This is a genomic window from Pontibacter sp. GD13 (genome assembly GCF_058216355.1).
Genome location: NZ_JBYZMQ010000004.1, coordinates 241,481 through 263,978 on the forward strand (window position 1 = coordinate 241,481; position 22,498 = coordinate 263,978).

Annotated in this window: 23 protein-coding genes; 13 read left to right on the forward strand and 10 right to left on the reverse strand. The window is 51.0% G+C overall.

What is annotated here, in order from left to right; genetic code table 11:
* Window position 1: 1 nt before the first annotated feature.
* From corA to AC4BAN_RS08635, 3 genes are all read right to left on the reverse strand, one after another.
* A complete protein-coding gene (gene corA / locus AC4BAN_RS08625; protein WP_490563990.1) occupies window positions 2-1,132 on the reverse strand; it encodes a magnesium/cobalt transporter CorA in 1,131 nt (376 codons plus the stop codon).
* A 54-nt stretch (window positions 1,133-1,186) separates the two neighbouring features.
* The gene (locus AC4BAN_RS08630) at window positions 1,187-1,795 is read right to left on the reverse strand and encodes an IMPACT family protein (RefSeq protein ID WP_490563991.1); all 609 of its coding nucleotides are present in this window, start codon (window positions 1,793-1,795) and stop codon (window positions 1,187-1,189) included.
* A gap of 65 nt (window positions 1,796-1,860) precedes the next feature.
* Window positions 1,861-2,769, reverse strand: coding sequence for a hypothetical protein (locus AC4BAN_RS08635; protein ID WP_490563992.1), 909 nt, complete (start codon window positions 2,767-2,769; stop codon window positions 1,861-1,863).
* A 140-nt stretch (window positions 2,770-2,909) separates the two neighbouring features.
* On the opposite strand from AC4BAN_RS08635, the gene AC4BAN_RS08640 reads away from it, so the two are divergent.
* The 5 genes from AC4BAN_RS08640 (at window position 2,910) to AC4BAN_RS08660 (ending at window position 7,952) form a co-directional block, all read left to right on the forward strand.
* Window positions 2,910-3,329 (forward strand): sugar 3,4-ketoisomerase, encoded by a 420-nt coding sequence (locus tag AC4BAN_RS08640; protein ID WP_490563993.1) that lies wholly within the window; start codon window positions 2,910-2,912, stop codon window positions 3,327-3,329.
* A gap of 13 nt (window positions 3,330-3,342) precedes the next feature.
* Window positions 3,343-4,461, forward strand: a complete 1,119-nt coding sequence (locus AC4BAN_RS08645; RefSeq protein ID WP_490563994.1) for a DegT/DnrJ/EryC1/StrS family aminotransferase — start codon at window positions 3,343-3,345, stop codon at window positions 4,459-4,461.
* Window positions 4,462-4,574: 113 nt separating this feature from the next.
* Window positions 4,575-5,834 carry an MATE family efflux transporter gene (locus AC4BAN_RS08650; RefSeq protein WP_490563995.1) on the forward strand — a complete coding sequence of 420 codons (1,260 nt, stop codon included), beginning with the start codon at window positions 4,575-4,577 and terminating at the stop codon, window positions 5,832-5,834.
* On the forward strand, window positions 5,831-6,775 hold the full coding sequence (locus tag AC4BAN_RS08655; protein ID WP_490563996.1) for a glycosyltransferase family 2 protein: 945 nt from the start codon (window positions 5,831-5,833) through the stop codon (window positions 6,773-6,775). Before AC4BAN_RS08650 ends, AC4BAN_RS08655 begins: the two co-directional genes overlap by 4 nt.
* Window positions 6,776-6,971: 196 nt before the next feature.
* Complete coding sequence (locus tag AC4BAN_RS08660; RefSeq protein ID WP_490563997.1) at window positions 6,972-7,952, forward strand: acyl-ACP desaturase; 981 nt, start codon at window positions 6,972-6,974, stop codon at window positions 7,950-7,952.
* A gap of 68 nt (window positions 7,953-8,020) precedes the next feature.
* Here AC4BAN_RS08660 and AC4BAN_RS08665 read toward each other — a convergent pair whose 3' ends face one another.
* On the reverse strand, window positions 8,021-8,302 hold the full coding sequence (locus AC4BAN_RS08665; protein ID WP_490563998.1) for a DUF427 domain-containing protein: 282 nt from the start codon (window positions 8,300-8,302) through the stop codon (window positions 8,021-8,023).
* Window positions 8,303-8,465: 163 nt separating this feature from the next.
* Here AC4BAN_RS08665 and AC4BAN_RS08670 point away from each other — a divergent pair, with 163 nt between their 5' ends.
* The 3 genes from AC4BAN_RS08670 (at window position 8,466) to AC4BAN_RS08680 (ending at window position 11,931) form a co-directional block, all read left to right on the forward strand.
* The gene (locus AC4BAN_RS08670) at window positions 8,466-9,566 is read left to right on the forward strand and encodes a vWA domain-containing protein (protein ID WP_490563999.1); all 1,101 of its coding nucleotides are present in this window, start codon (window positions 8,466-8,468) and stop codon (window positions 9,564-9,566) included.
* A gap of 49 nt (window positions 9,567-9,615) precedes the next feature.
* Window positions 9,616-11,133: a sigma 54-interacting transcriptional regulator gene (locus AC4BAN_RS08675; protein WP_490564000.1), complete on the forward strand. Its 1,518-nt coding sequence runs from the start codon at window positions 9,616-9,618 to the stop codon at window positions 11,131-11,133.
* 69 nt (window positions 11,134-11,202) lie between these two features.
* On the forward strand, window positions 11,203-11,931 hold the full coding sequence (locus AC4BAN_RS08680; RefSeq protein WP_490564001.1) for a hypothetical protein: 729 nt from the start codon (window positions 11,203-11,205) through the stop codon (window positions 11,929-11,931).
* On the opposite strand, the gene AC4BAN_RS08685 is transcribed toward AC4BAN_RS08680, so the two are convergent.
* The gene (locus AC4BAN_RS08685) at window positions 11,909-13,213 is read right to left on the reverse strand and encodes a dicarboxylate/amino acid:cation symporter (RefSeq protein ID WP_490564002.1); all 1,305 of its coding nucleotides are present in this window, start codon (window positions 13,211-13,213) and stop codon (window positions 11,909-11,911) included. The genes AC4BAN_RS08680 and AC4BAN_RS08685 overlap by 23 nt on opposite strands.
* A gap of 283 nt (window positions 13,214-13,496) precedes the next feature.
* Entirely contained in the window at window positions 13,497-13,955 is a 459-nt protein-coding gene (locus AC4BAN_RS08690) for a peptidylprolyl isomerase (protein ID WP_490564003.1), read from the reverse strand.
* 124 nt (window positions 13,956-14,079) lie between these two features.
* On the opposite strand from AC4BAN_RS08690, the gene AC4BAN_RS08695 reads away from it, so the two are divergent.
* The gene (locus AC4BAN_RS08695) at window positions 14,080-14,757 is read left to right on the forward strand and encodes a fasciclin domain-containing protein (protein ID WP_490564004.1); all 678 of its coding nucleotides are present in this window, start codon (window positions 14,080-14,082) and stop codon (window positions 14,755-14,757) included.
* Window positions 14,758-14,827: 70 nt separating this feature from the next.
* On the opposite strand, the gene AC4BAN_RS08700 is transcribed toward AC4BAN_RS08695, so the two are convergent.
* The gene (locus AC4BAN_RS08700; protein ID WP_490564005.1) at window positions 14,828-15,529 is read right to left on the reverse strand and encodes an SDR family oxidoreductase; all 702 of its coding nucleotides are present in this window, start codon (window positions 15,527-15,529) and stop codon (window positions 14,828-14,830) included.
* Between the two features lie 519 nt (window positions 15,530-16,048).
* Between AC4BAN_RS08700 and AC4BAN_RS08705 the strand changes: the two genes are divergently transcribed.
* Both AC4BAN_RS08705 and AC4BAN_RS08710 read left to right on the forward strand, forming a co-directional pair.
* On the forward strand, window positions 16,049-16,993 hold the full coding sequence (locus AC4BAN_RS08705) for a hypothetical protein (protein WP_490564006.1): 945 nt from the start codon (window positions 16,049-16,051) through the stop codon (window positions 16,991-16,993).
* An 83-nt stretch (window positions 16,994-17,076) separates the two neighbouring features.
* Window positions 17,077-17,736, forward strand: coding sequence for an outer membrane beta-barrel protein (locus tag AC4BAN_RS08710; RefSeq protein ID WP_490564007.1), 660 nt, complete (start codon window positions 17,077-17,079; stop codon window positions 17,734-17,736).
* 127 nt (window positions 17,737-17,863) lie between these two features.
* On the opposite strand, the gene rsgA is transcribed toward AC4BAN_RS08710, so the two are convergent.
* Together rsgA and AC4BAN_RS08720 are read right to left on the reverse strand one after the other, a co-directional pair.
* On the reverse strand, window positions 17,864-18,787 hold the full coding sequence (gene rsgA / locus AC4BAN_RS08715) for a ribosome small subunit-dependent GTPase A (protein WP_490564008.1): 924 nt from the start codon (window positions 18,785-18,787) through the stop codon (window positions 17,864-17,866).
* A 2-nt stretch (window positions 18,788-18,789) separates the two neighbouring features.
* Complete coding sequence (locus tag AC4BAN_RS08720; RefSeq protein WP_490564009.1) at window positions 18,790-20,034, reverse strand: 3-deoxy-D-manno-octulosonic acid transferase; 1,245 nt, start codon at window positions 20,032-20,034, stop codon at window positions 18,790-18,792.
* Window positions 20,035-20,292: 258 nt separating this feature from the next.
* Between AC4BAN_RS08720 and AC4BAN_RS08725 the strand changes: the two genes are divergently transcribed.
* Window positions 20,293-20,775: a GNAT family N-acetyltransferase gene (locus AC4BAN_RS08725; RefSeq protein ID WP_490564010.1), complete on the forward strand. Its 483-nt coding sequence runs from the start codon at window positions 20,293-20,295 to the stop codon at window positions 20,773-20,775.
* An 85-nt stretch (window positions 20,776-20,860) separates the two neighbouring features.
* Window positions 20,861-21,487 carry a class I SAM-dependent methyltransferase gene (locus AC4BAN_RS08730; protein ID WP_490564011.1) on the forward strand — a complete coding sequence of 209 codons (627 nt, stop codon included), beginning with the start codon at window positions 20,861-20,863 and terminating at the stop codon, window positions 21,485-21,487.
* A 182-nt stretch (window positions 21,488-21,669) separates the two neighbouring features.
* Here the strand turns inward: AC4BAN_RS08730 and AC4BAN_RS08735 are convergent, their stop codons facing one another.
* Window positions 21,670-22,305, reverse strand: coding sequence for a peroxiredoxin (locus AC4BAN_RS08735; RefSeq protein WP_490564012.1), 636 nt, complete (start codon window positions 22,303-22,305; stop codon window positions 21,670-21,672).
* Window positions 22,306-22,498 lie beyond the last annotated feature (193 nt).

The window sequence follows — 22,498 nt, forward strand, 5'->3', positions numbered from 1 at the left end:
CCTAAAAGCTCCTGAACCATCCCTTCTTGTAAAAAAAGTATAGTTGCAGCAGGATCAGGGCCGACATCAGGGCCAATAGAATAGGGTAGGAGTAAGGCTGGTAAAGCTCCGGCATGCTAAGGTGAAAGACCTTGCCGGTAGCGGGATCCTCCCGCGAGAAGTTCATCCCATATAAGCCCACGATAAAACTCAGCGGAATAAAGATACTGGAGATGATGGTGAGCACTTTCATGATCTCGTTCATGCGGTTGCTCACCGTGGACATGTAAAGCTCCACCAGGCTGGAAGACATCTCGCGGTGGTTCTCAATCAGTTCGATCAGCTGAACGGCGTGGTCATAGGCATCCCGGAAGTATACTTTAAGGCTGGCATCAATGGTGCTGTCGTCCATGCGCAGTAACTCGTTCATCAGGTCGCGCTGGGGCCAGGTAATGCGGCGCAGTTTCACCAGGTCGCTTTTCAGGTCCAGCACCTCGCTCAGGGTAGATTTAGACGGCTCCCGCAGCACCTGCTGTTCCAGGTCTTCCATGTAAATCCCAATGTCAGCGATCACCGGGAAGTAGTAGTCCAGCACGACATCGAGCATGGCATAGGCCATATAAATGGTGGGCCGGTGCCGGATCACGCCTTTCCCGACCCGGATGCGCTCGCGCAGCGGATCGAGGCAATCGCCGTAGTCGCTCTGTAAACTTAGCACGTAGTTGCTGCCCGTAAACAAAGAGAGCTGCACATCGTCCATAGTCTTGAAATCATTCGACCAGCGGAGCATGCGGGTGATGATGAAGAGCCGGTTGCCGTCAAACTCCTCCACCTTTGGGCGCTGGTAGTCGTTTACCACGTCCTCTATCTGCAGGGGGTGCAGACTAAAGTCATCCATGAGGCGCTCCAGCACCGATTGGTCGCTGTAGCCGCGTATGTCTATCCAATGGCGTGCCTCGGGCCTGGCCTGCACCAGTTTCATGAGCTCGGCATACGAGGGCAGCTCATGCTCCTCCAGAAAGCTTTCGCTAAACGACATCAGGAAAAAACGTGTTTTATAGGCTCCTTCGGGTACAGCAATGGAACCGGGCCTTGTGCCGGCCTTTCGTTCCAGTATCCGTTCGCGGGTGCGAAGCTTTTTTCTTTTAGACATAAGGGCAATATAGTAAGTTAGCAGCTGAATTGGCAAGCATTATCTTCGGGAGTGTTACGCCGGCGCGGTGATCTGTACGCCTTCCACCTCCTGCAGCCGCTGTGTCACCTCCGCCTCCAGCATCTTCCGTACCTCCAGCGTCAGGCGGCAATCCAGGGCAAACTGCTGCTCGCGCACCTGCAGGTCGTACTCTTTTACCAGGCTCATGACGTCGTTCATCTGGGGGTAGGCATAGTGGGCCTGCAGCAGTATGGTTTCGTGCTTTTCTACCAAAGTGGCCTGCGCCAGCGCCTCGGCAGTGGCCGTTTTATACGCGTTTATCAACCCGCTCACCCCAAGTTTGGTGCCCCCGAAATAGCGGATCACCACCACCAGCACGTTGCTCAGGTCCGCTGAACGGATCTGGCCAAGGATGGGATCGCCGGCAGAGTGGTTGGGCTCTCCGTCGTCGTTGGCGCGGTAACGGCTCTTGTCGGCGCCCAGGCTGTAGGCATAGCAATGGTGGCGGGCATCGTAGTACTCTTTGCGAAGCGCTGCCAGCACCTCCTTCACCTCCTCCTCAGAATACACCGGATAGGCCAGCGCAATAAACTTGCTGCCTTTCTCTTTGTAAAGTCCCTCGGAAGGAGCCAGTAGGGTGTGGTAGGTATCGGTGGGTTGCATGGCGCAGGTAAAGTATAAAAGATCACGTTAAAAAGAAATTCGGCCTCCAGACAAATGCTGCTTATTTAAGTCAGGTAAGCGATGATCTCCTGATACGAGATCAGGACAAGGGCCAGTATGGCAACGGCAATTCCCACTAAATTAAGCCTGCTCAGTCGCTCCTGAAAGAAGATGACTGCCCCGGCAGCGCCCACCAGGATAATGCCAATGTTGTTGATCGGGTACAGGAAAGCGCCGTCGTTGCCGAAGGCAGACAAGGCCAGGATCAGGAAAAAGATGGAGAAATAGTTGGGCACGCCCAGCACGATACCGGCCAACAAGCTGCGCCCCGAAAAAGCGTTTCTGCGGAAGGCCAGCTGGTAAAACAACACGAGGCAACCCACTGTGGCCGACGTGGCAAAGGTGAGCATGGTAAATTGCCCGGCCTCCTGTGGCTGTAAATGGTAGCGGTTGGTGTAATTGATCAGGGAGTCGGCAATGCCGCTGTTCAGGAAAATGATGAACGGCAGCAGGATGGCTACCGCCGTAGTAGTTTTTACTTCGCTGTTGCGGCGCGGCCGGATAGACGACAGCACAATGGCGGCCAGGGCAGCGGCCATGCCTATGTAATTCAGTAGGTTGTACGTCTTCAGGCTTGTCTGGAGCACCAGCAGGCTAAAGAGCACCGGAATCACAAGCGATATTTTGGCGGCAACCGAGGCGGCCGTAATGCCTACCTTCTGGGTGGTAAGCGCCATCAGGTAAAACGTAACTATAAAGATAACGCCCAGCGCCATGGCCAGGTAGGCCCAGGTTCGGGTAAAGATCCCCGGGTGCAGCACCTCGGCCCCTCCCGGAAAAAGCAACCCCACCAACACGCATACCACGTAGTTGACGACAATGGCCTGAAACGTGTGCACGTTAAACCGCTGGAAGAGCTTAAAGATAAAGATCAGCGTGGCACTGACTAAAACACTAAGGATAAGGTACAGCATAAGTCGGGGTAGCACAAGTAAGCCGCCTGCAAAGGTATAAATTTACGGTATCTGGGGGCAAGGGCAAAACGGAGTGGGCAAAGTATGGCTACTTTGCCTATATTCGTTCCTGATTTGCACCACAACAAAAGCCTATTCCTTTGCCCGACAAGCCCTACCTGATACCATTCCATAACAGCGGCAACACTGCGGAAGGGTTTATCACAAGCACCCAGTTTGCCGCCAGCGTCCCGTTTGCCATTCAGCGCGTGTTCTGGACCTACGCCACTCCGGAGCAGGTAATCCGGGGGAGGCATGCGCACAAGGCCACGCAACAGGTGCTGGTGGCCCTGCAGGGGCAAATACAGGTAGCGCTTGAAAACGGGTGTGGCGACACAGCGACTTTTGACCTCCGCAGTCCGGGGCAGGGGCTATATCTACCCCCGATGCACTGGGCAAACATCCAACTTTCCAACGATGCCCTCCTGCTGAGCATGGCCTCCACTGACTTCGATGAAAACGATTACATTCGGGAGCATGCGGTGTTTCTGGCTGCCTTAAAGCAAAACCGCAATATCTAAAGCACGAAACGCTATGCCCGCCCGCATTCCTTTTTTTGAGTTCAGAGAGTTTGTCCCTCACCTGCAAAATGAGTTGGAGGAAGCTGTTTTGCGCGTAACCAGGAGCGGCCGATTTATACTGGGAGACGAAGTGAGGCATTTTGAAAACGAGTTTGCCGGTTTTGTAGGGAATGCAGCGAAGGCAGTGGGTGTTGGCAACGGATTTGATGCCCTGGTGCTGGCGCTCAAAGCCCTGGGGATAGGGCAGGGGCATGAAGTAATTGTGCCGTCTAACAGTTACATGGCCACTGTAAATGCCGTGTTGCATGCCGGGGCAATGCCTGTGTTCGCTGAGCCAGACCCGGAGACTTACAACATCACAGGTTCTACTGTGGCACAGGTGCTTTCGCCAAGCACCAAAGCCATTCTTCCGGTGCACTTGTATGGGCAGGTATGCGACATGGACCCTATGCTGCAGCTGGCCGAAGCGAACGGACTAAAGGTAGTAGAGGACGCTGCTCAGGCGCATGGTGCGCAGTACAAAGCGCGACAGGCAGGCACGCTCGGCCATGCGGCGGCCTTTAGCTTTTACCCCACTAAAAACCTTGGGGCAATGGGAGATGCAGGGGCAGTGGTGGCCAACGATCCGGATGTGGCTGACTTTGTGAGGATGTACCGCAACTACGGCCAAAAGCAGCAGTACGTAGGGGAGCAGGTGGGGGTAAATTCCAGGCTCGATGAAATGCAGGCCGCAATCCTGCGGGTAAAGTTGCAGCACCTGCCCCAGCTAAACCGAGAGCGGCAACGGCTGGCAGAAGTATACCTGCAGGCCTTGCCGGGTGCCGGTGATCTCATGCTTCCCGAAACTGCCCCGGACTGCGGGCATGTGTTCCACCTCTTCAACATCCGCACCAAGGCTAGAGATGGCTTGCAGCAATGGCTTTCTGACAAACAGATCGGAACAGCCATCCATTACCCGGCGCCGGTGCACCTGCAACCGGCTTATAAATTTCTGGGATACAGGCAGGGCGACTTTCCTGTGGCAGAGGAGCTGGCGCGTACCAGTCTCAGTTTGCCGCTTTTCCCTGGCTTACAGGATCAGGAGCAGGAGCGCATCATCGAGGCGGTAAGAGGTTTCTTCCGAAACGCTTAGCTTTTATTTACTAACCACGGCAGTCCGCACCCTGATTGAAAGAAAGGCAGGTTCAGCTAATATTCTGCCAACTCAACTGGAAAAGCCTTATTTTGCAAGCTCAGGTTTTACCGATGCTGCGACAAATCAAATCTTCCTTCTGGTCTTTCCTCTCTGTCCTGGTTCGTGCCATATCCAGCATCGCGATAAATAAGCTGTTTGCTACTTTTTACGGCCCGAATGGGATCACCCTGTACGCGCACTTCCAAAACCTTATTTCCATTGTAACCACCGTTCCCGATGGCGGTACAAACATCGGAATCATCCGGTTTCTGGCTGCCGGCACAACTGGCGCGGGTTCCTACCGACAGTATTTCTGGGCCGGCGCCCTCCTGAATTTACTGTGCATTGTGGCGGCGCTGGGCCTCATCTTCGGGTTTCCGGGGTATTACCTGGAGGTATTTCTGGCGGGGCTACCCGACGCAGGGGTTTGGGTTTGGTGTATCAGCTTCGGGCTTGGCAGCCTGCTACTTACCCTAAACCTACAATTGCTGGCAGTTATCCTTGCCAAGCGTGCCTTAAAATGGCACGTGTTCAGCACCACTTTTATGACGCTTGGAGGAATGGCCGCCGTTTATTTTACGCACGGCGCCATGCCGCTGGCCCAGGTGCTGCTGGTTGTGTTGGGGGTGCAGGCCTCGTCCTTTTTTCTCATGACCGGGGTACTATACTTCAAAAGATTGCTGCCACATTTTCGGCAAATCACGGTGCCTAAGGCAGTTTACCAGGATCTCTGGAAATACATTCTGATGGCTCTCAGCGCTGTAGTGTGCCTGAAACTAACCAACTTCTATGTCCGCGACTTTGTGATCAGCCGGTTCGACCTGTACCAAACCGGGCTATGGCAGGCAGTTGTCAAGGTGTCAGAAAACTATAGCAGCGTTTATACAGCCGTGCTCGGCATGCTTTATTACCCGCGTATGGCTGCCATTGTAAAAGAGGAGGATGCCCTGCGTAAGTTTGTGCGGAATACTTTTTATATCGTGTTGCCCCTTTTGGTGGCAGCTTTGCTGCTGGTATACTTTCTGCGGGACTGGGTGTTGTTACTGCTCTTTAACAAAGATTTTGTGCAGGCCGACTATTTGTTTGATTACCAGTTACTGGGTGATTTCTTCAGGATGTGGAGCATTGTCCTGACGAACCTCATTGTGGTCAGGGCCCGGGTAAAGCTTTACATTGGATGGCAGATTGCCTCGGCTTTGCTGTATATTACTTTGGTTAGCGTGCTGGTAGAGCCGTATGGCCTGGAAGGCATTACCATCGCCCATGCAGTGCGGTATGCAGCCACGCTGGCATTTGCTGTTTTGTACTATAACAAATACATTCGCCCATGAGCCAACCGTTGCCTCTTGTCACCGTTATTTGCCTGTGCTATAACCATGAGCGCTTTATCAGCGAAGCGCTGGATTCTGTGTTAGCGCAAACCTACCAGCACCTTGAAATTATTGTGGTGGATGATATGAGCACCGATGCCAGTGTTACGATCATAAAAGAGTACCTGCTGCGCTACCCTCAGATCCGGTTTATCAGCACCGGAAAGAACAGCGGCAACTGCGCGGCTTTTAACAAAGGCTGGCAAGCCAGCAAAGGCGAGTACCTTATAGATTTTGCAACAGACGATGTGTTGTTGCCAGAGCGCGTGGCGCAGCAGGTAGCAGCGTTCAACAAGCTCGACAGCAGCTACGGGGTGGTGTACACCGATGCGGAGTACATCACGGACGCGGGAGCCCATTTATACTTCCATAGCCAGAAGTATAAAGCCGCCCCTGACGGGGATGTGTTTGCCGCCGTATTGGGAAGATATTTTATTTGCCCGGCAACCATGCTCATACGCCGGCAGGTGTTTGATTTTTTGGGTGGTTATGATACGGCACTGGCTTTTGAAGACTTTGATTTCTGGGTCAGGTCTGCCCGAAGGTTTAAGTATGCGTACCTGGCGCAGGTGACCACAAAACACAGGGAACACGAGAAATCCCTATCAAAGGGGCTGTACAGAAAAGGTGATAAATTGCTGGCGTCCACGGTAACCGTTTGTAGAAAGGCGGCAGCGCTTGCAAACACAGACTCGGAGCGCAAAGCACTGGCCCGGCGACTGCGCTATGAAGCAAGACATGCCTATTTTACGGGTAACTTTGCGGAGGCGTCGCAGTTGGTAAGCCTGCTGAAGAGCACGGATGGGATGTCGGGTATATACCATTTTTTGGAAGGGCTCATCAAGTATAAAATTAACCTCGGTTTCCTGAGGGATCTGTATATGTGGGGCAGGTATAAATAATTTATTGCACTCTTTTACTGAAACTTATGTTTTAAAATAGCATAAAATCCAGCGCCTATCAGGTTCTGTACGTACGTATAAGTTCCTACATGCCTGTGTGACGGTTTCGCATCCTGTTTTCTTTAAAATCTTAACTTGCGAAGCGGCTATATTGGCATTAATAACTATATTTGACCTTTCATAAAACAAACAGCAAATGATTACAGCAGTTTCAGCCTCCCGTTCAGAAGTGATAAAATGGATGGAAGATTTCGTTAGCGAGAAAATGTCCGAGTTCCTCAAAACAGTGGAGGACAGCTGGCAGCCGTCGGATCTTTTGCCTGATTCCACTGTAGAAACCTTTTTCTCTGATATCAAGGACCTGCGCGAGCGGGCCAAGGATCTGAGCTACGATTTGCTGGCTGTGCTGGTAGGCGATACCATTACCGAAGAAGCGCTGCCAACCTATGAAAGCTGGCTGATGACCATTGATGGCCTGCCCCAAGACCCGAACGGACCCTGGATGACATGGAACAGGGGCTGGACGGCAGAAGAGAACCGACATGGTGATGCCCTGAACCGTTACCTGTACCTGAGCGGCCGCGTGAACATGCGCGAGATGGAAGCCTCTACGCAGTACCTGATCGCCGATGGCTTCGACCTGCAAACCGACAACGACCCGTACCGTTCTTTTGTGTACACCAGTTTCCAGGAAACGGCAACCAATATTTCGCACCGCAGGGTAGCGCAGATTGCCAAGAAACAGGGCGATAACATGCTGGCCAAACTTTGCGGCCACGTAGCTGCCGACGAAGCGCGCCACGCCAAAGCCTACAAGGCTTTTGTGAGCAAGATATTCGAGGCCGACCCAAACGAAATGATGCTGGCTTTTGAAGACATGATGCGCAAGAAGATCGTGATGCCCGCGCATTATATGCGAGAACTGGGTGTGGATCTGGGCAAAACCTTCGGCCACTTTACCGATGCGGCCCAACGCATAAACGTTTATACTTCCTCCGATTATACTGACATCCTGGACGGTCTGATTCAGGAGTGGAAAATAGACGCGCTTTCAGGGCTGAACGAAGCTGGCGAACGCGCCCGTGATTACGTGATGGCGCTGCCCGCCCGCTTAAAGCGCGTGGCTGACCGCATGAAAGCACCTACCCTGGAGTATAAATTCCGTTGGATCGACTAAACCACCCGAATTGAAAATATAAGCAAAGGCCTTCGCATAACAGCGCAGGCCTTTGTCTTTACCAAGGATTACTCCTGCACTTTCACTCCTTTCCAGAACGCAACATAATCCCGTATTTCACTGGCGGCGTCCTTCGGGTCGGGATAATACCAGGCCCCATCCAGTACCACCTCGCCGTTTACCTGCACGTGGTAATAAGATGCCTCCCCTTTCCAGGGACAGGTGCTGTTGGTCCTGCTTTCCTCCACAAACTCCCTGTTTACTGAACTTGGCGGGAAATACTGATTTCCTTCTATCTCTATGGTCAGGTCACTCTCTGCAACCACAACATCATTCCATATCGCTTTCATCGCTTTTTACGTTTTAAACTGGTGAACAATAAGGCGTTTTACCGCTGTATTTAAATGAAGACTGGCTGCCTTTTCCATCAGGCGCTGTCGGAATGCGGTAAAACTTACTTGAGTAGAACAATGCGCGCTGCGTATTTGTTGTAAAACAAAACCGCTTACAATTATGGCTACAGGTTACCGATTTTCTGATTATGTCCCGCCGCAAGACAATAAACCTGGTTTCGAATCGCTGCTGAAGATATTTTTACAGTTAGTGACCATCACCTCCGGCGATGTGGGGGAAGCGCTGAACTGGCTGAGCTCCCTGGATAAGCAGTATAACCTGACCGGGGACGAGTACGGCATTGGCGATTTTATTGAGGACCTTAAAAAGAAAGGGTACCTGGATGAGAATCCACAGCAGGAGGGCACGTTTCAATTAAGCCCGAAAAGTGAGCAGGGAATCAGGAAAAGCGCATTAGAGGAAATATTCGGCAAGCTAAAGAAAGGCGGCAAGGGCAGCCACGCCACGCCGCACACCGGCACCGGCGACGAGGCCAGCACAGACCGCAGGGAGTATCAGTTCGGCGACGCCCTGGAGCAGATCTCCATGACAGACTCTATCCGGAACGCGCAGATCAACCACGGCATCGGAGACCTGCGCCTAACCGAGCAGGACCTGGAGGTGATGGAGACAGAACTGAAGACCCAGGCCTCTACGGTGCTGATGATCGATATCTCGCACTCCATGATCCTGTATGGGGAGGACCGCATCACCCCTGCTAAAAAAGTGGCGATGGCGCTGGCCGAACTCATCAAACAGAAATACCCCAAAGATACCCTGGACATACTGGTGTTTGGGAACGACGCCTGGCAGATTGAAGTAAAAGACCTGCCTTACCTGGAAGTTGGACCGTACCACACCAACACGGTGGCAGGCCTGGAACTGGCACTGGATATTCTGCGCAAGCGAAAAACACAGAATAAACAGATCTTTATGATCACAGACGGCAAACCGACCTGCCTGAAAGAGGGGGTGCACTACTACAAGAACAGCTTCGGGCTGGATAGAAAAGTAGTGAACAAAACCCTGAACCTGGCTGCGCAGTGCCGTCGCCTTAAAATACCGATCACCACTTTTATGATCGCCTCTGACCCCTACTTACAGGCCTTTGTTGATGAGTTTACCAAAGTAAACAACGGGCAGGCGTATTACAGCAGCCTTAAAGGATTGGGCCACCTGGTGTTCCGGGATTATAAGCAGAACCGCAAGAAGAATTTCTAAAGCCAGGAACATCCACCTGTTAAAAAGACCAAATCAACCAAAACCATACATGAACTACCGAGACATTCCAGCAGAGAGCTTACTAAAGATAAAAACATTAGGGCAGTTAAAAGCAGCCGGTTATACACCGCAAACCGTAAAGCAGGAACTGCGCCATAACCTGATCGTGAAACTGCGTAACCAGGAGGATATTTTTCCGGGTATCTGGGGCTATGAGGAAACAGTGATTCCGGACATGCAGCGGGCCATACTTTCGATGCACCACATTAACCTGCTCGGGTTGCGTGGCCAGGCCAAAACGCGTATTGCCCGCCAAATGATAGACCTGCTGGATGCATACATACCAGTGGTGCAGGGCTCGGAGCTGAACGATGACCCCCTGCAGCCGCTTTCGCGCTATGCCAAAGACCTGGTGCACGACCACGGCGATGACACGCCTATCAGCTGGCTGCCCCGCGCCGAGCGGTACACAGAGAAACTGGCGACCCCCGATGTGTCGGTGGCAGACCTGATAGGGGATGCGGACCCCATTAAAGCGGCCACGCTTAAACTACCCTACTCTGATGAACGCGTGATACATTTTGGGCTGATTCCGAGGTCGCACCGGGGCATTTTTGTGATCAATGAACTGCCCGATCTGCAGGCGCGAATTCAGGTGGCGCTATTCAACATTTTGCAGGAAGGTGATATACAGATACGGGGTTTTAAAGTGCGCCTGCCCCTTGATATACAGTTTGTGTTCACGGCAAACCCCGAGGACTACACGAACAGAGGATCTATCGTGACGCCCCTCAAAGACCGCATCGACTCCCAGATCATCACCCATTACCCGAAAACCATTGAAACCGGTAAAATGATCACGCGCCAGGAGGCGCGGGTAAAGGAGGGTCAGGAAAACCTGGTGCAGACCAACGATATTATAGGCGATTTGATAGAACAGGTGGCCTTTGAGGCCCGCGAAAGCGAGTACGTGGATGCCAAGAGCGGCGTGTCGGCCCGCTTAACCATATCGGCTTACGAAAACCTGCTGAGCGCCGCCGAGCGCCGCGCGTTGATGAACGGGGAAACCACCACGTATATTCGGGTTTCTGATTTTCTGAACACCATACCTGCCGTAACGGGCAAAGTGGAGCTGGTGTATGAGGGAGAGCAGGAGGGGGCCGGCCATGTGGCCCAGGTGCTGATGGGCAAAGCCATCCGTACCCAGTTTCTGAAATACTTCCCGGACCCTGACAAAGCCAAGAAACTGAAGCAAGGCAACCCCTACAAAACGGTTACGGACTGGTTCGGAGACGGCAATACCCTGGATCTGCTAAGCGATGCCTCGGATGCACAGTATAAAAAAGAGCTGAAACAGGTGCCGGGGCTGGAGAAACTGGTAGAGAAGCAACAGCCGGAGGCAAAGGGCGACGAGAAGCTTTTCCTGATGGAATTTGCCTTACATGGCCTGGCCGAGCACAGCCAGCTGAGCAAGAACAGGCTAAGCACCGGCCTGCAGTTTAAGGATCTGCTCAGTGGCATGTTCACCATGCCCAGCTTTGGCGAAGAGGAAGAAGACGATTATTAACCTGGGTTTTTCAAGCACAAAATAATTGCTAACAGTAACCTAAATCCCTGAAACGAAGTTTCAGGGCGTATGGAGCACGTTTCTATCTGGCCTGTACTGGCCCTTGCCATTATACATTTTTTCGGTACCAGACTGAGGTTTCTGGCAGGCATTCCGCGGAGTGTCTGGTTATCGGCTGCGGGCGGAGTGTCGGTGGCCTATGTGTTCCTGCACCTCTTCCCGGAGCTTAACGAAGGGCAGGAGCATGTGCAGCAGGTTTTTCCGGGGGAGAGTTTTCTGCGGCATCACGTGTACATCATGGCCTTAATTGGCCTGAGTGTTTTTTATGGCCTGGAGCGGAAGGTGGTATCGGCGAAACAGGAGCACAAAGAGAAAACCGGGGATGCTAAACCCCCGATCGGGCTTTTTTGGCTGCACATGAGTTCTTTTGGCCTTTACAATGCCCTGATCGGCTACATTCTGTTCACCCGGGAAGAAGGTCCGCTGCAGCAACTGCTGCTTTTCTCCACGGCCATGGCCCTGCACTTTATCGTGAACGACTTTGGCCTGCAGGAGCATCACAAGGACCGCTACCGTAAGTATGGCCGCTGGGTTTTAGTAGCAGCGCTGATCGTGGGGTGGGCAACAGGCTACCTGGTTGTGCTCTCGCACACGGTGATTGTACTGGTGCTTGCTTTTGTGGGAGGGGGCGTTGTGCTGAACGTGCTGAAGGAAGAGTTACCCGAAGAGCGCAAAAGCCGCTACTGGGCTTTTGCGCTCGGGGCATTATTGTATGCTATACTTTTACTGTCTCTTTAGGCGGGTGCAACTGGCCCTCGGTACGGGCCACCATCATCGACACCGTGGCATCGCCGGTTACGTTCACCGTGGTGCGGCACATGTCCAGGATGCGGTCAGGGGCCAGGATCAGGGCGATGCCCTCCACCGGAATGCCAGCCTGCTGCAGCACGATAACCAGCATTACCGTGCCGGCGCCCGGCACGGCAGCCGCACCGATCGAAGCCAGCGTGGCCGTCATCACAATTCCCAGCTGCGCCATAATGTCCAGGTCTATTCCGTAAGCCTGGGCAATGAATACGGCAGCCACAGCCTGGTATAGGCTCGTCCCGTCCATGTTTATGGTAGCCCCAAGCGGGAGCACAAAGCTGGTGATTTCTTTGTTGATGCCCAGGTTCTGTTCGCAGCATTCCATGGTTACAGGCAGTGTTGCCGCGCTGGAGGAGGTAGAGAAAGCCAGCATCTGTGCCGGGAAAATCCCCTTGAAAAATGTTTTATACCTGGTTTTGCCAATGGTGGTAACCAGCAGCGGATACACCACAAAGATCATAAGGGCCAGGCCCGCAATAACCACCAGGCAATAATAGCCCAGCACCAGCAGCAACTCCAGGGCAGAACCCGGATCGTCGCCGGCAAACTCCACCACCAGGCCCGCCAGCAAGGCAAACACGCCATAGGGAGCGGTTTTCATAATAATATCCACCACTTTCAGGATGGCCATGTTCAGGCCCTCAAAAAAGTCGTTGACGGGGGCCGCCTTGTCCGGCGGGATCATGAGGAGGGCAATGCCGAAAAGCAGGGCAAAAAAGATCACCTGCAACATACTTCCATTGTCTGTTAAAGACCTGAATATATTGCTGGGTACGATGTCGATCAGCGGCTGCAGGGGCCCCTGCTCTTTTACGGCGGCGGCATCCGTTGATTTCTGAGAAGTAGTGGCGGCAAACTGCTCCTTAAACTCCTCGCGCTTGTCAGGAGAGAACGCCTTGCCCGGCTCAAAGATGTTAACCAAAGATAATCCCAGCACTACGGCCAGTACCGTTGTCAGGAGGTAAATGCCAATCGTTTTAGAGCCGATCCGCGACAGCCTGCTGATGTCGCTCAGGCTGGAAACGCCCGTGATAAGCGATACCAGCACCAAAGGCACCGCGATCAGTTTCAGCAGATTGATGAAGATGGTTCCGAATGGCTTTACCCAATCTATTGTAAACGTGACAAAACCCATAGAGCTGGCCAGTACCCCCCATAGCACTCCCAGGGTCATGCCGATCAGGATCTGCCAGTGTAAAGCAAGTTTTTTCATATAGTAGCTGCGTGGAGTCCGGCTAAAGGCCGGTACCCGCTTTGTAAAGTGTCGCGTTTTTTACACAGAGCCTGGTACCAGCGTATGCCGGGGTAGCTAAGGTATCCTGCCCATTAGGTACCGGTGTGCTCTAAGTAAATTTACACATAAATACTTAGTTAGCGGGGCGTATGTTGAAAAGATGCCGTTATGCCTGCTAAAAATGCAATGCATCTGGTGCAAGCCTCATAAAAAAAGCCGCTTCGTCAGCGGCTTTTTTTATGAAATGATTGTAAGCACAGGTCTATTCCTCGTTTACCACAATCTTTTCGATCTTATCGTCTGCTTTGATCTGGTCGATCACGTCATCGCCCTCCACTACTTTGCCGAAGCAGGTATGGTTCCGGTCCAGGTGCGCGGTGTTTTTGCGGCTGTGGCAGATAAAGAACTGCGACCCACCGGTGTTGCGGCCTGCATGGGCCATGCTCAGCACGCCACGGTCGTGGTACTGGTTCTCGCCAGTCAGCTCGCAATCGATCTTATAACCCGGTCCGCCTGTTCCGGCAACGCCTTTCACGCCTTCGCGCGAGTTGGGGCACCCGCCCTGTATCACGAAATCAGGTAGAACGCGGTGAAAAGTAAGTCCGTCGTAAAAGCCTTTCTTGGCAAGGTCTACAAAGTTCTGTACTGTTTTAGGGGCGTCTTTTTCATAGAACTCTACTTTCATTACGCCTTTAGCGGTATGGATTTCTGCGGTTTTCATAAAATTGTCTGTTAATCTGATAAAACAAAGTATTATAACAAAAGTACGGATTTTATAGTTTAACAAGACTAATTAACGACTTTAAGCCGCTTAAACACACTATAACAGCTCAAAAAGATACGCTATGAAAAAAACCAGCCTAATATTCTTAACAACTACTTTCGCTTGTGGCCTGCTGCTCTCTGGTTGTGGCCCAAGCGAGGATAAGCTAGAGAACCCCACACAGCAAGAAACAAGGCCAAACCCCGGTAGCCAGACGGAGGCTAAAATGGCAGACCCGAATACGCCGGGGCGCATAGCAGGAGGTGCCGAGGCGGAGGGGGGCACAAAAGAAGTAGATCTGTCCATGACGGGCCCGGATGTGGGGGGCTACGAGATGATGCCTTCTCAGAAAATAGTGGAAAACCTTACTTCTGCACCCACGCTGACCACGCTGGCCTCTGCGCTGCGAAAAGCCGACCTGGTAAGAAACCTAAATGCAGGCGGCCCTTACACCGTTTTTGCGCCTACCAACGAAGCCTTTGAGGCGTTGCCCGATGGTGTGTTAGAGGATTTGATGAAAGCGGAGAACAAGCAAAAGCTGATCGATATTTTAAACAGCCATGTGGTGGCGGGCAGGCTGACTGCCGAAAACCTACAGGATGGCGCTATGCTTAAAACGGTAGGGGGCGAGCAGCTTAAGGTAACCAAACGGGGCAACAAGATCATGATAAACGGTGCCGAGGTGATTGTGGCCAATGCACAGAGCGAGAATGGCGTGATCCATATCGTTAACAAGGTGCTGCTGCCGGCTAATAAATAACCGGACCAGCTTGTAATTAACAGGGCCACCCGCTTTTAAAGCGGGTGGCCCTGTTTGGTAAAGGGGCTTTTTAAAATGGATTGGTGGCCCAAACTGCCAGTTCCGGAATAAACCCGCGGCTGTCCAGCTCCAGGGCTCCTTTAATGGCCCAGGCTATCTCTTCGCCGCGCAGTTTGCCGGCCTGTGCCTCGCGTTCCTGCCGGTCAGGCTTTCCGAAGGCAGTGGTTACCTCGCTTGGGTTCAGCAGCATCACACGTACATTATGCCTGCGCAGTTCCTTTTGCCAGGTTTGTGTCATGCTTCTGAGGGCTGCCTTAGACGAGGCATAGACCGAGCCCCCTTCGTAACCGTTGGTGGCTGCCGTAGAACCGATGTTGATGATGTTGCCGTAGTTCTGCTGCTTAAAAATTTTAGTGGCCTCCGCAGCCATCAGGGCAGCCCCGAAAACGTTTACGCGGTAAATGCGCTCAAAATCCTCTACGGTGAGCTCTTCCACTTTTTTAGAGAGGCCAATCCCGGCGTTGTTGATGAGCACATCCAGCTTGCCGTGCTTCTCCATAAATTCCTGTATGGTGCGCTTCACATCCGCGGGGTTGCCTACATCAGCTGTAATAGCCTGTGCGCCCAGGTCGTTTGCGGCCTTGCGGGTGCGCGCCGCATCACGACCTGTAATGGCCACGTTTGCCCCGTTTTCGATAAGTAGTTTTGCAGTGGCGTGCCCAATGCCCAATGTGCCGCCGGTAATCAGAATGTTCGCCTTGTTTAGTTCCATAGTCAGAAATGCGTTAGAAGGTACGTTTCAACTAACGCGGGCAAGGCATAATGGTTAAGAGGTATGGTTTATAACAGCCAGGGTGACAGGATCTATATTAAGATAGGGGAAGGTTTTGCCGGGTTGCCATACAACCTCTCCCTCAGCCCGTATGCCAGGGGTCACAAGCTGGTTAGAAGTGCCAGGCGGCATGCTAAAAGTATAGCATTTATTGGTTTTGAGTAACCACAATTTCGGCGTACCTCAATAAATTACTTGTATTTTTTCTTTCATAAAGTTACCTTTTGTGGTTTTTATCTTAATAATACTTTTTCTAAACTTAGCTGTGGCTGCTTACAGGGCTTTCTGAAAAATAGTTACTTGCAAAAGTGATGTTACCTTTTGCACTAAATATTCCTTTTTATATGTATTTATTTAGGCATATATTGCAGACATAAATTTTAACCATAACTATTTCATGAAAAAACAAACTTTTACCCCCCCCATTTTAGAGCAACCTGGATAAAGCTGTTGCTGCTTTTGTCACTTACGTCTACTACCGTGTTTTGGGGTTGCGATAAGGCCAAAGAGGGCGTAAGCCCGGATGCGCAAGCCTTACATGCCACCCAAACACAGCAGGCAAAGAAAGACAGTGATGCCGACGATAAATACAAAACCGACAAAACCGGCCAATACGTGAGCAAAGACGTGCAGGTTACAGGTTATGAAAATGGGCGGCAACGACCGACTAGGCCAAAGTATGACATACTGGATTACTCTACAGAAATGATGGCACCCTATCCTGTGGATTGCTTTGATTGTGATGTAATTCCTGATCCAAATGAGCCGTGTTATGGCTGTGGTGGTGGAGGGGGTGGTGGTACCACAATAACTTCTAATTTCAGACACAGTGCAGAGATAACTGCAAGCTATAATTATTACGCTACTGATAATTCAATTTATGATTTAAAAGTAATAAAAGGTAGTTCATCCACTATTGGTACAAGCGATTTACCTGGTTATTATAAAATACCTGTGGATTTAAACAGAGGAGCCGGTGGTAAGTACATTTATCTATGTTTTACCCGTGAGCCAGATGACGTACAAGGCTCTGACTCCGGCTCAAGTGCTTGGGTAAACAGCTCTATATCAGGAAGGGATGTGCCTGTAAAAGATATTATTGTAAAGGCATCCACGCTGAACAATGGATTTGAAGGATGGCCTAATGGGATATGCTCGCCTCCTATTGAGGTTAAAGATGCATTTGGATTCCATATACCAGACCTGAATGATGGAGCTAGTGGTAAATATATTTTTGCATACCAAGAAAAGTGCTCGACTACAAAAGCAATAGTTAAAGAAGTTGGGGTACTTTATGGTAATAGCTCTTCAATTCAACCTCCTGCAGGATGGGAAAAAATACCAGGTGACTTAAATGAAGGAGCTGGTGGCGACTTTATTTATTTCTGTGTGAAACGTAATTAGTATTTGTAAATAACGTAGGGCTCTGCAGCTCATAAATTTAATAAGCATGAAGCTGCACAGCTCTATTAAAATTTTAAATTTTTATGAAAGTATATATTTTAACTATCCTACTATTCTCTCTAACATTTTCAGCTATGGCGCAAAAACCCGTGGCAGCAGACTCATCAGCAAATAAGAAATTTTATGCAGGTATTGAGCTTACAACTATCGCTTATTCTATCGGTAATTTGTCTACAAAAGTAAGAGGAAGTGTTGCTCCTTACGCTCACCTTAATCTGGGCTATCGGTTAAGCAGGAGAATGAATTTACAGGTAGGCGTAGGCTATGGCAGGGATAAAGAGAGTGGTATTTCAAGTATCTATTATGGTTATAATGATACTATTGTCTATTATAATCGCAGTAGGGATAACATTGGGATAGCTGTTCCACTTACTGTGCAGTATACCCCTTTTAATCCGGACAGGCGGTTAAACGTTTACGTCACAGCCTCTATAATACCCGTATTTGGTGAGGTTAATCAACATGAATCAGAAACTTTTGAAGGGAAAACCAAAGATACTTATGATGCACATGATGATGGTATTTATGTGTTGGCAACAGCTGGGTTAGTGCTTAACTATAAGCTAAGCCCGCGTTTTGAGGTTTACGGCAAAGGGAATTTACTGTACAAAGACCTGCAAGGCTATAGTTATTATGCAGAAAGAGCAAAGTCTGTGGCAATCGGGCTCAACTACAACTTTTAAGCAAAACCCAAAAAAAATTACCTGCCTAAGGTTAAAGGCTCAAGACAAAACCCCCACAGGTGCTGTACCTGTGGGGGTTTTGAATTTTTTAAAGCTACTGCTACTAAGCCAGTTTTAGCGGTCAGGGTTACTTCCTGTTATCAGCACCTTGTAGCATGCTTAGGTAGCTTTCGTAACGGGTAAGCGAAATGTTGTTGTGGCGTACGGCCTCTACAATAGCGCAGCCCGGTTCGTTGTAATGCGTGCAGTTGTTAAAGCGGCACTGGTTCAGGCGATCGCGCATCTCAGGGAAATAATGGCCCAGTTCAGCCGCCGGAATATCCACTATACCCAGCTCTTTGATGCCCGGTGTATCGATGATATACGTATCCGGGCTAACCTCAAACATTTCAGCATAGGTGGTGGTGTGCACCCCTTTGTCGGAGAATCCGGAGATCTCGGCAGTCTTTAGCTCCAGGTCCGGCACGATCAGGTTAATAAGCGTGGATTTACCTACACCGGAGTGTCCCGAAAGCAGGGTGGTCTTGCCGCTTAACAATGCCGTAAGTGCTTCTATGCCCTCGTTGCTCTTGGCCGAAACCGCCAGGCTGCTATACCCGATTTGCCCGTACATGTGGCTGATCTGGCGCTGGTAGTCCTGCATCTCCGAATCATACATGTCGGTTTTATTGTAAATGATGGTAGTCGGAATGTCATAAGCCTCAGCGGTAACCAAAAAGCGGTCTATAAACCCGAAGGAGGTGCGCGGCGATGCCAGGGTGGCGATCAGGAGCGCCTGGTCTAAATTAGCGGCTATAATGTGCGCGTAAGCGGTTTTGTGCGTCGACTGCCGGATGATGTAGTTCTCCCGGTCCTGAATATTATGGATCACGGCGGTATCTTCGCCCGTGGTCTCTACATCAAACTCCACCTTATCGCCCACGGCAAGCGGGTTGCTTACCTTCATGCCTTTTAGCTTGAACTTGCCGCGCAGGCGTGCCCGGTGCAACTTCCCGTCCCCATCGCGCACCAGGTACCACGACCCCGTCGATTTTACTACAACTCCTTTCATCCCTATGAATTAAACAAACGCTTTATGTCAGCCATGATCAGGGCAGTAGCGCCTGCCTGTTTTTCTACGTAATTTTTTTCGGTTTCTGTTATGTGCAGGTGCTTTTCGGGGGTATGGTGCACAGCCTCGAAGGCCTGCAGCAGTTCTTTGGAATCGTGCACCGGAAAAGCGCAGCCCAGTGCTACCAGGTCAACGGCTTCCTGGAATTTAGCGTAAGTTGGGCCGAAGAACAAAGGTAGCCCAAAAACCGCGGCCTCTAAGGTGTTGTGCAGGCCTTTGCCGAAGGCCCCGCCAATGTAGGCGTAGGTGCCATAGCTGTACAGCGCCGAAAGCATGCCCACATTGTCAATTACCAGCACGCTATGCCGGGCAACCGTTGTATCGGCGGCTTCCGAGAACCGTACTGCCTCGTTGCCCAGGGCCTGTAGCACAGCAGTTATACTTGCCTCATTTACTTCGTGTGGCGCAATAATGAATTTTATACTTTTTTTATACTTCTGTATAAGCGGCAACAATACATCCAGGTCGGCGGGCCAGCTGCTGCCTACTATAAACACCTGCCGGCCAGCCGTGAAAGCCTCCACCAAAGGGATTCTTTTTACACTGGCAGCGGTTTGCAGCACCCTATCGAAACGGGTGTCGCCGGCAATGCTTACCTGGCTTATGCCGATGCTTTGCAGTAGCTGCAGCGAGGGTTGGTTTTGGGTGTAGATCTGCGTAAAGCGGCGCAGCATGTTGCGGTAAAAGCCGCCGTATGGTTTAAAGAAAACCTGATCCGAACGGAAAATGGCAGACACCGAAAGTATGGGAACGTGCCGCTGTTGCAGCTCCAGCAAGTAATAATGCCAGAATTCATACTTTACAAACACAGCCAGTTTCGGCTTTGTGATGTCCAGGAAACGTGCTGCGTTGGCCGCGCTGTCTATGGGCAGATAAAAAATGTAATCTGCACCTGTGTAGTTCTTGCGAACTTCGTACCCGGAGGGCGAGAAGAAGGTAAGCAGGATTTTATGAGCAGGATAAGCAGCTTTGTATGCTTCCATGACTGGCCGGCCCTGCTCAAACTCCCCTAAGGAGGCGCAGTGAAACCAGGCCACCGGTGCCTGGTTGCCTTCCAGGGTGGGCTGCATGTGCTCAAACTGGTGCTTCCGGCCTTGCCTCATCAGCCTGGCCTTATGATGAAATGGTGCTGCCAGGGCAACAGCTGCTTCGTAGGTTTTCAGCCCGATGTCGTAAAGTAACTTCAAGTTTAGCAAGTGTGGTCCAGCGGTTAGGCAAGCCATGAGCCCTAACATGCGTCTTTCCCTAATTGCTTCGGGCAATATGCACGTGTAGGTTTGTGGCCGGCTTATCCTGCAAAGATAAGGTATTGCCCAGCGATAATTTCTAAAGTAGCTATACTTTGTAAGGCATAGGGCGCTATAGGTTCGGGCTATCTGTTATATTTGGCCAGGTAAATGCCTGCTGCGGCATGCAACCATCATTTTAGAATTCTGTTATTACCCATGCACATCACCATACGCCCCATCAAAGCGGAAGACAATGCCGTATTGGCAAGTCTGATCCGTGAGGTTTTCAGAGAGTTTAACATTGACAGGCCCGGCACCGTGTACACCGATCCTACTACAGATGACCTGTTTAGCCTTTTCCAGCAGCCTGGTAGCGCCTATTTTGTGGCGGAGCAGCTGGGGGTGATCGTGGGGGGGTGCGGCGTTTTTCCGACGGATGGCTTGCCTGCGGGCTGTGCCGAACTGGTTAAGTTTTACATGGCGCAAAACGCACGCGGAAAAGGACTCGGCAAACAACTGCTGCAGCAAAGTATAGCCGCGGCCAAAGCGCTGGGGTACCAGCAACTATACCTGGAGTCGTTTCCGGAACTGGCGAAAGCGGTAAGTATGTATGAGAAATCGGGCTTCAGGCCTTTGCCCCATGCACTGGGCAACTCCGGGCATTTTGCCTGTAACATCTGGATGCTGAAAGAGCTTTAGAACATAACGGAACACCGGATAAGCATTCTTTTAGGGATTGGCGCGCTAGTCAGTTAGAAAAGAATAAATCTCAAAAACCTAAAAAATGAGCATACAACAAGCTTACAATAGTTGGGCATCTCAATATGACTCCAATAAAAACCGAACCCGCGATCTGGAGGGTGTGGCGCTGAAGGAAGTTTTGGCTGACGTACCCTTTAAGATTTGTTTGGAAATTGGTTGTGGAACCGGTAAAAACACCACCTGGCTTTTAGAGCAGGCTGCGAAAGTAACTGCCGTAGACCTTTCTGAAAAAATGCTGGCAAAGGCCAAAGAGAAAATCAGCACTGACCGCGTGACGTTTGTACAGGCCGACATCACCCGGCACTGGGGGTTTAGTGAAGCGGAGTTCGACCTGGTAAGCTTTAGCCTGGTGTTAGAGCACATCGAAAACCTTGCCCCTGTTTTTGAGGAAACTGTACGTGTGCTGCAACCAGGCGGGCATGTATATATCGGCGAACTGCATCCCTTTAAACAATATTCCGGAACAAAAGCCAGGTTTGATACCGAAACAGGGCGACAGGAGGTAACCTGTTTTACCCATCATCTGTCTGATTTTGTACAGGAAGCCAGCCAGCATGGACTGGTGTTGGTGGACGTTAACGAGTTTTTTGATGCCGCTGACAGAAACGGCTTACCCCGGATACTTACTGTGCTTTTGAAAAAAGCTTGAGGCTGGCAATAGGGCACTAAGCCTGAAACCCATAAAAAAGCAGGCACTAAACTTAAAAAGCTAGCGCAGCACACGGCCTGTTAAAATTTCAGCGGATGCGCTGCTGCTTACAAAGCAGGTGTAAAACAGAAACGCCCCAGCCAGGGCCGGGGCGTTAGAGCTGTTAAGCTAACAAAGCGGTGTTACACGCTTGCGCTAGCCAGGTAGTTAGAAACGCTTTCGTGTGTCTCGTGCATGCCTTCTTTGCCTTCCGACCAGTTGGCAGGGCAAACTTCGCCTTTCTCCTCGAAATACTGCAGGGCATCCACCATGCGCAGTGCCTCGTCTATGGAGCGGCCAAGCGGCATGTCGTTAACCACCTGGTGGCGAACGATGCCTTCTTTGTCTATCAGGAAAAGACCGCGGTACGCCACAGGGCCTCCCACAAAGATCATCTCACCTTCATCGTTATACTCGTAGTGTCCGGCTAAAACATCGTAATTCGACGCAATTGTTTTGGCCGCATCCGCAACCAGCGGATAATTTACACCTTCAATACCGCCTTTCTCGCGTGGCGTGTTCAGCCAGGCGAAGTGCGAGAAATGAGAGTCAGTAGAGCAGCCAACCACGGCCACGCCCTTGCGCTCAAACTCCTCCATCCTGTCCTGGAAGGCGATGATCTCTGTCGGACACACAAACGTGAAGTCCATTGGGTAGAAATAGAAAACAACGTGTTTCTTGCCCAGGTACTGCTCTAATGAAAAATCTTCTACAAATTCGCCGTTTTCTACGGCTGTTGCTTTAAAAGCGGGTGCTTTTTTGCCAACCAATACTGCCATGTTCCTATACTTTTAAAATTTGAAAATCTATTTATTAAATTGGTAATGCTTTTTGTTCTGAATGCTCGTGTGGTAGCAAAACTAATGTTCGTGCGCCACATTACGGCGGCGCAGCGCCTGCAAGCAATCAGCTCCTGCTTGCACTTGTAAAGCGTGTCGTTTATTCGCTGTACTGTATTAACCCAGACGCATG

Bases quoted from the DNA above. Each gene is read 5' to 3' on its own strand.
- corA (WP_490563990.1), bottom strand. From the start codon at position 1,132: ATGTCTAAAAGAAAAAAGCTTCGCACCCGCGAACGGATACTGGAACGA.
- AC4BAN_RS08630 (WP_490563991.1), bottom strand. From the start codon at position 1,795: ATGCAACCCACCGATACCTACCACACCCTACTGGCTCCTTCCGAGGGA.
- AC4BAN_RS08635 (WP_490563992.1), bottom strand. From the start codon at position 2,769: ATGCTGTACCTTATCCTTAGTGTTTTAGTCAGTGCCACGCTGATCTTT.
- AC4BAN_RS08645 (WP_490563994.1), top strand. From the start codon at position 3,343: ATGCCCGCCCGCATTCCTTTTTTTGAGTTCAGAGAGTTTGTCCCTCAC.
- AC4BAN_RS08650 (WP_490563995.1), top strand. From the start codon at position 4,575: ATGCTGCGACAAATCAAATCTTCCTTCTGGTCTTTCCTCTCTGTCCTG.
- AC4BAN_RS08655 (WP_490563996.1), top strand. From the start codon at position 5,831: ATGAGCCAACCGTTGCCTCTTGTCACCGTTATTTGCCTGTGCTATAAC.
- AC4BAN_RS08660 (WP_490563997.1), top strand. From the start codon at position 6,972: ATGATTACAGCAGTTTCAGCCTCCCGTTCAGAAGTGATAAAATGGATG.
- AC4BAN_RS08665 (WP_490563998.1), bottom strand. From the start codon at position 8,302: ATGAAAGCGATATGGAATGATGTTGTGGTTGCAGAGAGTGACCTGACC.
- AC4BAN_RS08670 (WP_490563999.1), top strand. From the start codon at position 8,466: ATGGCTACAGGTTACCGATTTTCTGATTATGTCCCGCCGCAAGACAAT.
- AC4BAN_RS08675 (WP_490564000.1), top strand. From the start codon at position 9,616: ATGAACTACCGAGACATTCCAGCAGAGAGCTTACTAAAGATAAAAACA.
- AC4BAN_RS08680 (WP_490564001.1), top strand. From the start codon at position 11,203: ATGGAGCACGTTTCTATCTGGCCTGTACTGGCCCTTGCCATTATACAT.
- AC4BAN_RS08685 (WP_490564002.1), bottom strand. From the start codon at position 13,213: ATGAAAAAACTTGCTTTACACTGGCAGATCCTGATCGGCATGACCCTG.
- AC4BAN_RS08690 (WP_490564003.1), bottom strand. From the start codon at position 13,955: ATGAAAACCGCAGAAATCCATACCGCTAAAGGCGTAATGAAAGTAGAG.
- AC4BAN_RS08695 (WP_490564004.1), top strand. From the start codon at position 14,080: ATGAAAAAAACCAGCCTAATATTCTTAACAACTACTTTCGCTTGTGGC.
- AC4BAN_RS08700 (WP_490564005.1), bottom strand. From the start codon at position 15,529: ATGGAACTAAACAAGGCGAACATTCTGATTACCGGCGGCACATTGGGC.
- AC4BAN_RS08710 (WP_490564007.1), top strand. From the start codon at position 17,077: ATGAAAGTATATATTTTAACTATCCTACTATTCTCTCTAACATTTTCA.
- rsgA (WP_490564008.1), bottom strand. From the start codon at position 18,787: ATGAAAGGAGTTGTAGTAAAATCGACGGGGTCGTGGTACCTGGTGCGC.
- AC4BAN_RS08725 (WP_490564010.1), top strand. From the start codon at position 20,293: ATGCACATCACCATACGCCCCATCAAAGCGGAAGACAATGCCGTATTG.
- AC4BAN_RS08730 (WP_490564011.1), top strand. From the start codon at position 20,861: ATGAGCATACAACAAGCTTACAATAGTTGGGCATCTCAATATGACTCC.
- AC4BAN_RS08735 (WP_490564012.1), bottom strand. From the start codon at position 22,305: ATGGCAGTATTGGTTGGCAAAAAAGCACCCGCTTTTAAAGCAACAGCC.